General features: G+C 57.9%; 10 protein-coding genes. All 10 read left to right on the top strand.

Translation table 11 applies throughout. The annotated features are described in order from the left end of the window. Positions 1 to 104: 104 nt before the first annotated feature. The 10 genes from ligA to ACKXF9_RS10825 all read left to right on the top strand — a co-directional run bounded on the left by ligA (position 105) and on the right by ACKXF9_RS10825 (position 13927). Positions 105 to 2105, top strand: coding sequence for an NAD-dependent DNA ligase LigA (gene ligA / locus ACKXF9_RS10870; protein WP_418266186.1), 2001 nt, complete (start codon positions 105 to 107; stop codon positions 2103 to 2105). A gap of 340 nt (positions 2106 to 2445) precedes the next feature. Continuing rightward, positions 2446 to 4713 (top strand): hydratase, encoded by a 2268-nt coding sequence (locus tag ACKXF9_RS10865; RefSeq protein WP_418266378.1) that lies wholly within the window; start codon positions 2446 to 2448, stop codon positions 4711 to 4713. A gap of 177 nt (positions 4714 to 4890) precedes the next feature. Further along, positions 4891 to 5748 carry a PHP domain-containing protein gene (locus ACKXF9_RS10860; protein ID WP_418266185.1) on the top strand — a complete coding sequence of 286 codons (858 nt, stop codon included), beginning with the start codon at positions 4891 to 4893 and terminating at the stop codon, positions 5746 to 5748. A gap of 98 nt (positions 5749 to 5846) precedes the next feature. Beyond that, positions 5847 to 6110: a TIGR03905 family TSCPD domain-containing protein gene (locus tag ACKXF9_RS10855; protein ID WP_418266184.1), complete on the top strand. Its 264-nt coding sequence runs from the start codon at positions 5847 to 5849 to the stop codon at positions 6108 to 6110. Positions 6111 to 6248: 138 nt separating this feature from the next. Beyond that, complete coding sequence (locus ACKXF9_RS10850; RefSeq protein WP_418266183.1) at positions 6249 to 8549, top strand: ATP-dependent Clp protease ATP-binding subunit; 2301 nt, start codon at positions 6249 to 6251, stop codon at positions 8547 to 8549. Between the two features lie 338 nt (positions 8550 to 8887). After that, positions 8888 to 9883 carry a diacylglycerol/lipid kinase family protein gene (locus ACKXF9_RS10845; protein ID WP_418266182.1) on the top strand — a complete coding sequence of 332 codons (996 nt, stop codon included), beginning with the start codon at positions 8888 to 8890 and terminating at the stop codon, positions 9881 to 9883. Continuing rightward, a complete protein-coding gene (locus ACKXF9_RS10840) occupies positions 9880 to 10140 on the top strand; it encodes a hypothetical protein (RefSeq protein ID WP_418266181.1) in 261 nt (86 codons plus the stop codon). The genes ACKXF9_RS10845 and ACKXF9_RS10840 overlap by 4 nt, the downstream gene beginning before the upstream one ends. Next, a complete protein-coding gene (locus ACKXF9_RS10835) occupies positions 10137 to 10424 on the top strand; it encodes a co-chaperone GroES (RefSeq protein ID WP_005937287.1) in 288 nt (95 codons plus the stop codon). The genes ACKXF9_RS10840 and ACKXF9_RS10835 overlap by 4 nt, the downstream gene beginning before the upstream one ends. Before the next feature lie 51 nt (positions 10425 to 10475). Beyond that, positions 10476 to 12116, top strand: a complete 1641-nt coding sequence (groL, locus tag ACKXF9_RS10830; protein WP_418266180.1) for a chaperonin GroEL — start codon at positions 10476 to 10478, stop codon at positions 12114 to 12116. Positions 12117 to 12331: 215 nt separating this feature from the next. Further along, entirely contained in the window at positions 12332 to 13927 is a 1596-nt protein-coding gene (locus ACKXF9_RS10825) for a peptidoglycan D,D-transpeptidase FtsI family protein (protein WP_418266179.1), read from the top strand. The last annotated feature ends 56 nt before the right edge of the window (positions 13928 to 13983 follow it).

Below are 13983 nucleotides of genomic sequence, written 5' to 3'. Positions count from 1 at the left end.
TTTGCAGAGGGCGGAAAAATGTGGTATACTAACAAAAATGAAGCCTGTGCTGCACCAGCCAACAAGTCTGGAATGCAGCGCAGGAAAAGTCGGAGAGCGGGAGAGTGGATTTTTTGGAGTTGGAACAGGCAAAGCAGCGCGTGGAAGAGCTGCGAACGATCATTGAAAAAAATAATCGTCTTTATTATGATCAGGATGCGCCGGAACTGGAAGATTTTGAGTATGATGCCCTGACCCGGGAGCTGAAAGCGCTGGAAGCACAGTTTCCACAGCTGGTAACGGCGTCGTCTCCTACGCAGAAGGTGGGCGGTACCGCCAGCAGCAAACTGCCCAAGGTGACCCACACGGTCAAAATGGAGAGTCTTCTGGATGCTTTTTCGTATGATGAACTGCGCGACTTTGACCGCCGTGTGCGCGAAGCAGGCGCAGAGCCGGAGTATGTGGTCGAGATCAAGATCGATGGTCTTTCCTGCAGCTTGGAATATGAGAATGGTGAGCTGGTTCGTGCCTCCACCCGCGGCGATGGCGTAGTAGGCGAAGACGTTACAGCCAATGTCCGTGCCATTCGCAGCATTCCCAAAAAATTGAAGAATGCACCAGAGTTTCTGGAAGTGCGCGGTGAAGTGTATATGCCGCACGGAGCGTTCCAGAAGCTCTGCGCAGAGCAGGAGCTGCAGGGCGCTGCGCCTTTCAAAAATCCGCGCAATGCTGCTGCCGGTTCCCTGCGTCAGAAGGACGCCAAAATAACCGGCAGCCGGGGGCTTTCTATTTTTATTTTTAATGTGCAGCAGATCCGTGGCAAAACCCTCACAAAGCATTCGGAAAGTCTGGACTATCTCAAGAGTCTGGGGTTGCCGGTGTCGCCGCGTTATCATGTGGTGCATGATATTGAGCAGGCCATTGCAGAGATCGAGCAGATTGGGCAGAACCGTGCAAAGCTGGACTTTGATATGGATGGTGCTGTTATAAAAGTGAACAGTTTTGCACAGCGTGATTTGATGGGCTCCACCAACAAGTTTCCGCGCTGGGCAATCGCTTTCAAGTATCCGCCGGAGGTCAAGGAAACTACGCTGCGCAGCATTGAGGTCGCAGTGGGCCGCACCGGTGTGCTGACGCCGACTGCCTGCTTTGATCCCGTATTTCTGGCAGGCACCACGGTTGCCCGCGCAACGCTGCACAATGAAGATTTTATCCATCAGTTTGGTCTTTGCATCGGCGATACCATTCAGGTGCGCAAGGCTGGCGATATCATCCCGGAAGTGATCGGTGTCACCCGCCATGCAGAGGATGCGCAGCCCTACGAAATGCCAACTGTCTGTCCTTCCTGCGGCGCACCGGTCGTTCATCTGGAAGATGAAGCGGCTTTGCGCTGTGTGAACCCCGAATGTCCGGCACAGGCCCTGCGCAACATCATCCACTTTGCATCCCGGGATGCTATGGATATTGAGGGCCTTGGCACAGCGGTTGCCACTCAGCTGGTGGAAAAGGATATGGTGCATTCTGCTGCGGATATCTACACTCTGACCCGGGAGCAGCTTTTGACGCTGGACAAATTCAAGGAGAAAAGTGCGGAGAATCTTTTGAGCGCGATCGAACGCTCCAAGCAGAATAATCTGGATAAGCTTTTGTTCGGTTTTGGCATCCGCAACATTGGTGACAAGGCAGCAGCTCTGCTGGCGGAGCATTTTGGAACATTGCAGGCCCTCCGGGAAGCCACCGTGGAGAAGATCAGCGAGATCGACGGATTTGGCGGCGTGATGGCACAAAGCGTAGTAGAATTTTTTGCAAAAGAAGGCACCACCGATCTTGTGCACCGCTTGGCAGATGCCGGCTTGAATATGCAGTGGAAGGGCGAACCGAAAGGCGATAAGCTGGCAGGTAAAACGCTGGTGGTCACGGGTACGCTGGAATCGCTTTCCCGCAACGAAGCCGAGGCTCTGATCGTGAAAAATGGCGGCAAGGCCAGCGGCTCCGTCTCCAAAAAGACGGCTTACGTTGTGGCTGGTGCTGCGGCGGGTTCCAAGCTGACGAAGGCACAGACACTCGGGATTCCCGTTCTGACCGAGGCGGAATTTCTGGCAATGCTTCGGGATGGAAATATCTGACAACGAGACAGGCGATCCTTTTCGGGAAAGCCTGTCTCATTTTTTGCAGGGGCTGTTTTGCGGCAGTTCGGGCTTGTTTCTTTTGTGCCGGACGAGGGGAGAGAGCGGCGCAGAGTCCGTCTCTTCATCCTCCCTTCACAGTTCATTTGAAAAAAGTGCTTTTTCTTTCCGGCGTTTCATGCTATAATATTATTCAAACACGGCTTTGGGGCCGTCGCCGCCTGCTTTGGCAGTGCGGCAGGATAGGGCAGATCAGACGGTGTACCGTTCTGCCGGGGCAGTGCCCGCAACAGAGGGCGGGCGGGAAAATCAAAAAGAGAGGCGAATCGAGATGTTGGATATGATCAAGTGCAGCACCGGCGGTGCATACTATGCCCGCGGGGAGTGGGTGCCGGCAGACGGCAATGCATCTGCCGCGCTGGCCGCAAAAGGCTTTGATGCAGCAGCCGTTGCAAATGCAAAGACCGGTACCATGGCTTACAGCATTCTGCAGGCCCATAACACCAGCGGCGATGCCGATAACCTGAAGATCAAGTTTGACGCCATGGCCAGCCATGACATCACCTTTGTTGGCATTATCCAGACGGCCCGCGCATCCGGTCTGGAGAAATTCCCCATTCCGTATGTGCTTACCAACTGCCACAACAGCCTGTGCGCTGTGGGCGGCACTATCAACGAGGATGACCACCGCTTTGGCCTGTCCGCTGCTAAAAAGTACGGTGGCATCTTTGTGCCCCCGCACCTTGCAGTCATCCATCAGTACATGCGCGAAAAGTTTGCGGGCTGCGGCAAAATGATTCTGGGCTCCGACTCCCACACCCGCTATGGCGCTTTGGGCACCATGGCTATTGGCGAGGGCGGCGGCGAACTGGCAAAGCAGCTGCTGGGCCGCACCTATGATGTTGCCCGCCCGGGCGTCGTGGCCATCTACCTCACCGGCTCTCTGCCCGCAGGCTGCGGCCCCCACGATGTGGCGATCGCACTGGTGGGCAAGCTGTTCAAGAGCGGCTACGTCAAGAACAAGGTCATGGAGTTCGTTGGCCCCGGCATTGCGTCCCTGCGTCAGGATACCCGCAATGCCATCGATGCGATGACCACCGAGACCACCTGCCTGTCCTCCATCTGGGAGACAGACGAGACCACCCATCGCTTCCTTGCTGTGCACGGCCGCGCTGCCGACTATAAAAAGCTGGCCCCGGCGGATCTGGCCTACTATGACGGCGTGGTGGAAGTGGACCTGTCTGCGATCCGCCCGATGATCGCACTGCCCATGCACCCCTCCAATGCATTCACCATTGAAGAACTGAACGCAAACCTTGAGGATATTCTCCACGCCTGCGAACAGGATGTGCAGAAGCTCATCGGCCGCAAGGACGTCAGCCTTGACCTGTGCAGCAAGATCGAGAACGGAAAGCTGCGTGTGGATCAGGGCGTCATTGCAGGCTGTGCAGGCGGTCTTTACGACAGCATTTATGAGGCAGCCTCCATCCTCAAGGGCCATACCGGCGGCTGCGGTGACTACGCACTCAGCGTGTACCCTGGCAGCCAGCCGATCATGATGGAGCTGGTGCGCACCGGCGTGATCAGCGACCTGATGGCAAGCGGTGCAACCATCCGCACAGCTTTCTGCGGTCCCTGCTTCGGCGCAGGCGATGTGCCCGCAAACGGCGCGCTGTCCATCCGCCATACCACCCGCAACTTCCCCAGCCGTGAGGGCTCCAAGCCTGGCAACGGCCAGCTTTCCGGCGTAGCACTGATGGATGCCCGCAGCATTGCAGCCACCACGGCCAACGGCGGCATCCTGACCCCGGCCACCGACATTGATTATGATCCCACTGTGCCTGAGTATCAGTACGATCCTTCCAGCTACAATACCCGCGTGTATCAGGGCTTTGGCAAGGGCGATTACGATGCCCTGCTCAAGCTGGGTCCCAACATCAAGGACTGGCCCGAGATCGCACCGCTGGGCGAGAATCTGCTGCTGAAGGTAGCTTCCTACATCACCGATCCTGTTACCACCACGGACGAGCTCATCCCCTCCGGAGAGACCTCGTCCTTCCGCTCCAATCCGCTGGGTCTGGCAGAGTTCACCCTCAGCCGCAAGGACCCGGAGTACGTGGGCCGCGCCAAGGCTGTGCAGGCTGAGGAAAAGGCCCGCCGTGCAGGCGAGGGCAGCGCCGAGGTGCTGGCCCAGCTGCACAAAGTGCCCGGCTGCGAGGATCTGACATGGGATGATGTGCAGATCGCATCCACCATCTTTGCCGTCAAGCCCGGCGATGGTTCTGCCCGTGAGCAGGCTGCCAGCTGCCAGCGCGTGCTGGGTGCCGGGGCCAACATCGTCACCGAGTATGCCACCAAGCGCTACCGCTCCAACCTCATCAACTGGGGTATGCTGCCGCTGCAGCTGGTGGGCGCAACGCCCTTCGGTCTGGGCGATTATGTGTTCATCCCCAACGTCCGCGAAGCGCTCAAGGGCGATCTGCAGGACATCAAGGCCTATGTGCTGGGCGATTCCGTCAAGGAGTTCAGCCTGTACATGGCCCCGCTGACCGCCGATGAGCGCAAGATCCTGGCAGATGGCTGCCTGATCAATTTCTATAAGAACTAATAAAGATCCTCTCAGTCATTGCTTCGCAATGCCAGCTCTCCCGAAAGGGAGAGCTTTTTAGCGGAACGGAGCACGGCAGCTTTTGCGGATAAAAAGCATTTGGCAAAAGAAAAGCCCCCCTCGGGGGAGCTGACGCCGCAGGCGGCTGAGGGGGTTTTCATGGAGGTTTCAATTTCTATGCCCGGCGATCTTCACAATCATTCTACCTGTTCCGATGGCTCGGTGCCCATCCACCGTCTGCCGCTCATGGCGGCGCGGGCGGGTCTGGACACCATGGCCATTTCCGACCATGATACCCTGCTCAGTGTGAATTACTGCTATGAGCACCCGGTGCAGGACGGGGTGCATCTGCTCCCGGCGGCTGAGCTCACCGGCTACGACCACGAGCATCATCACCGAGTGCACCTGCTGTGCTATTATCCGGATCCGGAAAACCGGGAGCTGAGGGAGCATTGCGACATCCTGCGCCAGCGCCGCAACGAGTGCGGTCTGCAAAGCGCAAAGGAAATTGAAGCGCTGTATCCGCAGTTCCGCACGGAACAGGCACTGGAATACGCAAAAGACAGCGGCGTACTGTTCAAAAGCGGCATTATGGAGGCACTGCATCAGCTGGGTCTGTGCGATGCCGTATATGGCAGGCTGTACAGTTACCTTTTTGGCTGGGAGCCGCGCGGCGTGGTACTGCATCAGGTAAAGTATCCTTCGGTGCAGGAGGTGCTTGCCACAGCCAAGGCAGCCGGTGCGGTGGTGGTGTTTGCGCACCCGACCGTTTACAAAAGCATGCCGCTGGTACGCCAGCTTGCCAAAGAGGGAATGATCGACGGCATTGAGGTGGAGCATCCCCGCAACAGCCCGGAGGACAAGGCAGAGTGTGCAGCGCTGTGCAAGCAATATGGCCTCATCCATACGGGTGGCACCGACTTCCACGGGGCCAACCACAAGGTGCCGCATCCGGTGGGCACCTGCACCACAGAGGAGGATCAGATCGCCCGTATTCTGGAGCTGGCCCACCAGCGCCGTGGGATCGATGTATGACCGTGCAGCAGGTCACATTGACATTCCAACAGACCGGCCTATAATAAATGAAGACGAATACCGTCGGAATGTCTGTCAAAAAGAGAGGATTTTGAACTATGAGCAAGGAATTCAGCTTCCCGAACAGCGGCACCTGCTCCAAGCAGACCAACTTTGTACTGAACGATGACCACACCATTGAGAGCATGGAAGTCATCGGCGGCTGCAATGGCAACCTGAAGGGCATCTGCAGCCTCGTGCGCGGCATGAAGGCCGAACAGGTCATCGAACGCTTTGAGGATGTGAAATGCGGCTTCCGCAGCACCAGCTGCCCGGATCAGATCGCAAAGAACCTGAAAAAGGCTCTGGCTGAAATGAACTGAACATGATCTGCCAAAGAGGAGATGCCACACTGGTATCTCCTCTTTGCTTTTCCCATCCCGACACAAACGACTGATTTTTTTCGGTGCTTTGGGGCTATACTTCTTATGCAAACGAATTTTTCAGCAAGGAGCAGGCAAATGAGCATCTGGGAAAAAATGGGCTTTGGCGGTTACAAGGGCTTTTCGCATGAGGCGGACAGACTGCTGCGCAGTGCAGTGGAGCTTGCCGGGAACCTGGGCTGCGAAAAGGCAGATACCAGCCATCTGCTGCTGGCGATCCTGCAGCAGGATCAGGGCGCAGCAGCGCGGTTTCTGGCAGGCAAACAGATCTGTGAGCCGGAAGTGCGCCGTCAACTGGCTCAGACCCGCCGCGCCCCGGCTCTGCATCTGGACCGCCATGACCTTGCACCGGATCTCAGGCGTACCATGGACTATGCCATCATCGGGGCGCAGAACGCTCACCTGAACCGTGCCGAGCCGGAGCATCTGCTCTGCGCGATGCTGGAGGATGATGGCTGCACGGCAGGCGTGCTGCTGGCGTCCATGGGGCTGCAGCTCACAGAGGCTGTGAGAGAATGCCGCCAGTTGTCCGGGCAGTTCGTCCTGCCATACCAGACACGGGCGGCAGCCGGTGCACCACGGGGCAGCCGGGCCAGTGATAAATACTGCCGTGATCTGACCCGCCGCGCCGCAGAACGGGAACTGGACCCGGTGTTCTGCCGGGAGGCGGAGCTGGACCGCATGGTAGAGATCTTATGCCGCCGCCAAAAAAACAACCCCTGTCTGGTGGGGGAGCCGGGCGTTGGCAAGACGGCGTTGGCAGAGGGTCTTGCCCAGCGCATTGCCGGGGACCGCGTGCCGCGCGCGCTCAAGGGGCGCCGTCTTCTTGCACTGGATATGGCCAGCCTTGTGGCAGGCACAAAATACCGCGGCGATTTTGAAGAGCGATTCAAAAACCTGCTGGAAGAACTGGTCCGGGACGGCAGTGCCATCCTGTTCGTGGACGAATTCCATACCATTGTAGGTGCCGGTGCAGCGGAAGGTGCCATTGATGCAGCCAGCATTTTAAAGCCGGTACTGGCACGCGGAGAGCTGCAGATGATCGGTGCCACTACCACCGAGGAATTCCGCACCCATATCCAGAAGGATGCTGCATTGGAACGCCGTTTCGGCAAGGTGCAGGTGGAGGAGCCTACGCCTGCACAGGCCGTCGATATCCTCAGCGGTCTGGCCCCGCGCTACGAACGCTATCACAACGTAAAGCTTCCGCAGGAGACCCTGCAGGCGGCAGTGGAACTCTCGGTACGGTATCTGCCGGGGCGTTTTCTGCCGGATAAGGCCATCGACCTTGTGGATGAAGCTTGCGCAGCGGCACGCATCCGTGCGGAACGGGAAAAGCAGCCCCAGCCCGTGCTGACCCCGGATGATATCGCCCATGTGGTGGCACAGGCCAGCGGTGTGCCCACAGAGCGCGTTGGAGAGCAGGAACGGGAACGGCTGGAAAAGCTGGAACAGCGCCTGAACGAGGAGATCGTCGGGCAGAGCCGCGCAGTCGCTGCCGTGGCAGGGGCCATCCGCCGCAGCCGTACCGGCCTTGGGGAGCCGGGAAGGCCCATAGGAGCCATGCTGTTCCTTGGCCCCACCGGCGTTGGCAAAACGGCCCTTGCCAGGGCGCTGGCCGTCAGCTGGTTCGGCAGCGAAAAGGCACTGCTCAAGTTTGACATGTCGGAATATCAGGAGCAGCACACCGCTGCCCGGCTGCTGGGTGCCCCGCCGGGCTATCTGGGCCATGATGAGGGCGGGCAGCTTACCGAGGCTGTGCGCCGCCGCCCCTACAGCGTGGTCCTGTTTGATGAGATCGAAAAGGCCCACCCGGATATCCAGAACATCCTGCTGCAGATCCTGGAGGATGGACAGCTCACCGATGCCATGGGACGTAAAGCGGATTTCCGCAATACCATCGTGCTGCTTACGTCCAACCTTGGCGCGCGCTTTCTGGCGGGTCAGAGCGCTCCGCTGGGCTTTGCTGCGGGCAGCGAAGCCGTGTTTGAAAAGCAGTCAGCGCAGGCCGTTGAGGAAGCGAAAAAGTGGTTCCGGCCAGAACTGGCAGGCCGTCTGGATGAAATGATCGTGTTCCGTCCGCTGGCAGATGACAGCCTGTGCGCCATTGCGGAAAAACTGCTCTGCCAGCTGGAACAGCGTGCAGCAGGCAGTGGCTATCAGCTGCACCATACGCCTCAGGTGGGCAGGGCACTGGCGGCAAAGGCACGGTCAGCCTATGGTGCCCGGGAACTGCGCCGCGCCGTGGACAGGGCAGTAGAGCAAGCCCTTGCAGACCGCATTGCCTCCGGCACAGCCAGTACCGGCCAGCACTGGACAGCAGACTGCTCGGCCGATGGCTCTATCATCCTGCGGGAGGATGAAACCGTAACCATGTAAAAATCGGACAGTAGTGGCTTCCCCGGCAGGCCATCGGGGAGCTTTCCACGCAAAATAACGGGTTGCGGCACCCAGCATCTGCTTCGCTCTCGCTCGCATCTTGCTGGCCGCGGCCCCAACAATAGCTTCTTGCCTCGGCCACTGGCCGCAGTCGCTATTGTTGCAGGCCATTCCAGCTCCCGCCCTATTGCCTGCGGCAACAGGGTCCCACCCTCGGATCATTTGCTGGGGAAACTCCCCGCCGTCCTGCCAAGTAAAAATGCATCTTGCAACCTGCTGGTTTTCTGTTATCATAGAATCAGGGTGTATCTGAAAAACAGAATTGCAGGAGGAAGTTCATGTGCACTTTATTTCTTTTGAACCCCGCTGCCGGCAAGGCAGACTGTACCCGTGCTCTGCCGCGGCAGATCGATGCGGCTGCGGCGCGGGCCGGTCTTGCCATGGGAGAATATACCATTCGGATCACTGCCCACGCAGGCCACGCCCGGGAGCTTGCCAATGCCGCAGCCCGACAGGCCCGGCAGGCAGGGGAGCAGCTCCGCATCTATACAGCAGGCGGCGACGGCACCTTCAACGAAGCGCTCACCGGGATCTATGGCTATGCAAATGCAGCCGTGGGCTGTCTGCCCTTTGGCAGCGGCAACGATTTTCTGCGCACCTTTGGTACAAAGGAAGAGTTTCTGGATCTGGATGCCCAGCTGGCCGGTGGGCCGGTGAGCATCGATCTGATGCAGACCAGCCTTGGCCTTTCGGCCACCATCTGCGCTGCCGGTCTGGATGCGCAGGTTGCCTACGGCATCCCGAAGTTCCGGCGCATCCCGCTGTGCGGCGGCGAGATGGCCTATGTGCTTTCCATTGTGGAACAGCTGTGCGGACACATCGGCCGCAGGGTGGAGTACACCATCGATGGTGAAACGCTGGATGTGGACTGCCTGATGTGTGCCATCTGCAATGGCCGCACCTATGGCGGCGGTTTCTGTGCAGCGCCGGAAGCACAGCCCGACGACGGCTGGCTGGATGTATATATCATCCGCAAGGTGAGCCGCGTGACCATTGCAAAGCTGCTGGGAATGTACAAGAGCGGCAAGCACTTCCAGAACGGTCAGCTCGTCAGGGCTGCAGAGCCGTACTTTATTTACCGCCGCGCAAAACAGGTGAGCCTGCGCGCTGCGGATGGCCGCGGGCCGATCGTTGCCACGGCAGACGGTGAATGCGCACCCAAGGAGCAGATCACTGTACAGGTACAGCCGCTGGCAGGGCGCATCCTTCTGCCAAAGCCTGCTTTTGAGCGCTTTGCAGCGCAGAGGACGGCACAGAGTGCAGACCGAACATGAAAAACCAGAAGAAGAGACAGCTTTTTTGTCCAAGAAGAAAGCTGTCTCTTTTTCGCTGTACGGCTGATTTTTTCATCTGTCATAAATTCTTAACAAAAAGAAGCAAAAAAGGTCTTGATTTTTCGGGTCAAGATGAGTACAATACAATTAGCACTCAGAGAAATGGAGTGCTAAAGAACCGAAGAGCCGACATGAGGCTCTTTGGACACAGCAAAGTTTTAAATTATATTTTTACTATAGGAGGGCAAGAACTATGAAGATCATTCCTCTTGCAGACCGTGTTGTCATTAAGGCTGTTGAGGTTGAGGAGACCACCAAGGGCGGTCTGATCCTGACCGGCAGTGCTAAGGAAAAGCCCCAGGTGGCTGAGGTCATCGCTGTCGGCCCCGGCGGCGTTGTGGACGGCAAGGAAGTCAAGATGACTGTGAAGGTCGGCGACAAGGTCCTCACCAGCAAGTACTCCGGTACCGAGGTCAAGGTGGACGGCGAAGAGTGCACCATCGTCCGTCAGGGCGATATTCTGGCAGTCGTTGAGGACTGAGCGGTTTCCCTCTGATATTTGAAAATTGAGCTTTAAAGGAGCGATTTGATTATGGCTAAGCAGATCAAGCAGGGCGAGGATGCCCGCAAGGCACTGTGTGCCGGTATCGATACCCTGGCAAACACCGTTAAGATCACCCTGGGCCCCAAGGGCCGCAATGTGGTGCTGGGCAAAAAGTTCGGTGCACCGGTCATCACCAACGATGGCGTGACCATTGCCAAGGAGATCGAGCTGAAGGACGAGTTCGAGAACATGGGCGCACAGCTGGTGCGTGAAGTCGCTACCAAGACCAACGACGCAGCAGGCGACGGCACCACCACCGCAACCGTTCTGGCACAGGCCATGGTCACCGAGGGCATGAAGAATGTCACCGCCGGTGCAAACCCCATGGATATCCGCCGCGGCATGAGCAAGGCTGTTGCCAAGGCTGTTGAGACCATCAAGGCTCACAGCCAGAAGGTAAAGGACAGCAACGATATCGCCCGCGTCGGCACTATTTCTGCAGGCGACCCCGAGATCGGCCGTCTGATCGCCGAGGCTATGGAGAAGGTCACCTCCGATGGCGTTATCACCATTGAGGAGAACAAGACCACCGCTGAGACCTACAACGAGATCGTGGAAGGCATGCAGTTCGACCGCGGCTACCTCACCCCGTATATGGTCACCGATACCGACAAGATGGTGGCTGATCTGGACAACGCCGCTATCCTGATTACCGATAAGAAGATCAGCGTGATTCAGGATCTGGTCCCTCTGCTGGAGCAGGTGATGCAGAACGGTCTGAAACTGCTGATCGTGGCTGAGGACATTGAGGGCGAGGCTCTGTCCACTCTGATCGTCAACCGCCTGCGTGGCACCCTGAACGTCTGCGCTGTCAAGGCTCCCGGCTTTGGCGACCGCCGCAAGGAGATGCTGCAGGATATCGCAACCCTGACCGGCGGCACCGTGATCTCCTCCGATCTGGGCTATGAGCTGAAGGACGCTACCGTCCAGATGCTGGGCCATGCACGTCAGGTCAAGGTCACCAAGGAGAACACCACTATCGTGGGCGGTGCAGGTGACAAGGATGCGATCGCAGCCCGTATTTCTCAGATCCGCAGCCAGATTGAGGTCGCTACCAGCGATTTCGACCGTGAGAAGCTGCAGGAGCGTCTGGCAAAGCTGGCTGGCGGCGTAGCCGTCATCAAGGTCGGTGCTGCCACCGAAGTTGAGATGAAGGACAAGAAGCTGCGCATTGAGGATGCTTTGAACGCAACCAAGGCTGCTGTTCAGGAAGGCGTCGTTGCCGGCGGCGGTACTGCTCCCATCAATGCGATTCCCGCTGTGCGTGAGCTGTGCGACACGCTGGAAGGCGACGAGCGCACCGGTGCCAAGATCGTCCTGAAGGCTCTGGAAGCTCCTCTGCGCCAGATCGCTAAGAATGCCGGTCTGGAAGGCAGTGTCATCATCGACAAGATCATTTCTGCCAATAAGCCCAACTACGGCTTCGATGCGCAGAATGAGGTCTTTGTGGACGATATGATCGCTGCTGGCATCGTTGACCCCACCAAGGTCACTCGTTCCGCTCTGGAAAATGCAGCATCTGTTGCAGAAATGGTCCTGACCACCGAGAGCCTGGTTGCAGATCTGCCGGAACCTCCGGCACCTGCAGCACCTGCCGGTGATATGGGCGGCATGGGCGGCATGTACTAAGCCTCAAAAGCGTCTTGCGCGAATAAACAGCATGCAGGAGACGGATCTTCTTTGGAGGGTCCGCCTCCTTTTTTAGTTAAAAATTGCTGCAGATTACATTCGCAGTTGGCATAAAACAGCATCTCTGCGTCAGAAACGGAGACGGCCCAAGATGGTATGATCGCATATTCATCTGCTGTTCTGCCCACCCTTATAAAAAGAGGAGGCGGAATTTTATGTCCGGCAAGAGGGTCTTGGCGCTGTATGCGGCCATTCTGTTCAGCTTTGCAGTAATTTTGTGCCGCCTGTATTTTCTGGCACAGAACCAGACTTATGCAGCCCACGCCAAAGCACAAAGCGCGGTTCGGCTTGCGCTGCCTGCACGGCGTGGAAATTTTTATGATCATACCGGTGCACTGCTCACCGGGCTGGAAACACAATATCTGGCCCTCTGCTTCCCGGGCGAAAACAGCTATTCCCGTCTGTATGCCTATACCGATGAGGACGGACAGGCTCTTTTGTACCGGAATCGGAATCGTTCCATGCCATTTCTGCTAAGGGTGGAGCGTGATCTTTACTGGCAGGGAGTGTCGTGCTATCCGTTTGCCCGGCGGTATGCATCAGCACCGTTGTGCCAGCAGCTGATCGGATATCTGGATGATGAAGGCCATGGAGCTGCCGGACTGGAAAAAGCACTGGACAAGCTGCTGACCGGGACGGGGGAACATGACGTCCTGCTGTGCGCTGTCACCGCTCAGGGACAGCTGCGAGCCGGAGAAACACCGCAGTATCTCCGGCAGGACAGCAAGGCTGTGGGGGTGCAGCTGACCATTTCGCGTCAAATGCAGCGCGCAGCGGAAGCGGTAGCAGCGGAGACTATGACCAGCGGGTGCATTTTGGTTCTGGATACAGCTTCTGCCGCCGTGCGGGCCAGCGTCAGCATGCCGGGCTATGACCCGGATAACCTTGCCGCCAGTCTGGACGCACCTGACAGCCCATTCCTGAATCGCGTGTTGGAATGCTATACCGTCGGCTCGGTGTTCAAGCCGGTGCTGGCAGCGGCGGCACTGGAACAGGGCACTTTTCCGGAATATGAGTGTACGGGTGCCGCAGTGATCGATGGACAGACCTTCCGCTGCGCAGGCGGTGTGCCGCATGGGCAGATCGGGCTTGAGGAAGCACTGGAAAAAAGCTGTAATGGCTATTTTGTACGGCTGGGGCAGCAGCTGGGTGCGGAGAATTTACTGCAAGCGGCGCAGCGTTTTGGATTTGGGCAGGAGATAAGCTTGGCAGGCGATCTGCATGCTGCATCCGGGAACCTGCCGGACGCAGCCGAACTCGCCCGGAGCGGTCAGCTTGCCAATTTCAGCTTTGGGCAGGGCAGCCTGCTGGCATCGCCGGTGCAGATCGCCGCCATGATGAATGCCATCGCCTCCGGCGGGGGGTATCGCACGCCGTTTTTTCTGGAATGCACGGTTGACGAAACCGACGGTACACCGCTGGAAACGCTTGCACATCCGCAGTCGAGGCGGGTGATGAGCGCGGAAAATGCAGCGCTTCTGCGTAAAATGCTTTGTCAGGTGGTGGAAGAGGGCACTGCACAGGATGCTGCAGGACTGGAAGGCGGTGCGGGCGGCAAGACCGGCACGGCTCAGACCGGACAGTTTGATGCTGACGGAACAGAACGCAAGAATCTGTGGTTTGCGGGCTTTTACCCGGCAGAAAAGCCCCGCTGGACGGTGATCGTGCTGCAGGACGGGCAGACCGAAACGGCCTATTCCAGTGCAGCCATCTTTGCCCGGCTGTGCGCTATGCTTCGTACTCTGGCGTAAAATGCGCGGTTTTTGCTTGCTTTTTCACGCTTGTTATGCTACTATATATTTGTATT

This window comes from Faecalibacterium sp. 9 (assembly GCF_048320955.1).
Taxonomy (GTDB): Bacteria; Bacillota; Clostridia; order Oscillospirales; family Ruminococcaceae; genus Faecalibacterium; species Faecalibacterium wellingii.
This window is presented reverse-complemented; position numbering and strand designations above follow the sequence as displayed.

Bases quoted from the DNA above. Each gene is read 5' to 3' on its own strand.
- ACKXF9_RS10865 (WP_418266378.1), top strand. From the start codon at position 2,446: ATGATCAAGTGCAGCACCGGCGGTGCATACTATGCCCGCGGGGAGTGG.
- ACKXF9_RS10860 (WP_418266185.1), top strand. From the start codon at position 4,891: ATGCCCGGCGATCTTCACAATCATTCTACCTGTTCCGATGGCTCGGTG.
- ACKXF9_RS10855 (WP_418266184.1), top strand. From the start codon at position 5,847: ATGAGCAAGGAATTCAGCTTCCCGAACAGCGGCACCTGCTCCAAGCAG.
- ACKXF9_RS10850 (WP_418266183.1), top strand. From the start codon at position 6,249: ATGAGCATCTGGGAAAAAATGGGCTTTGGCGGTTACAAGGGCTTTTCG.
- ACKXF9_RS10845 (WP_418266182.1), top strand. From the start codon at position 8,888: ATGTGCACTTTATTTCTTTTGAACCCCGCTGCCGGCAAGGCAGACTGT.
- ACKXF9_RS10840 (WP_418266181.1), top strand. From the start codon at position 9,880: ATGAAAAACCAGAAGAAGAGACAGCTTTTTTGTCCAAGAAGAAAGCTG.
- ACKXF9_RS10835 (WP_005937287.1), top strand. From the start codon at position 10,137: ATGAAGATCATTCCTCTTGCAGACCGTGTTGTCATTAAGGCTGTTGAG.
- groL (WP_418266180.1), top strand. From the start codon at position 10,476: ATGGCTAAGCAGATCAAGCAGGGCGAGGATGCCCGCAAGGCACTGTGT.
- ACKXF9_RS10825 (WP_418266179.1), top strand. From the start codon at position 12,332: ATGTCCGGCAAGAGGGTCTTGGCGCTGTATGCGGCCATTCTGTTCAGC.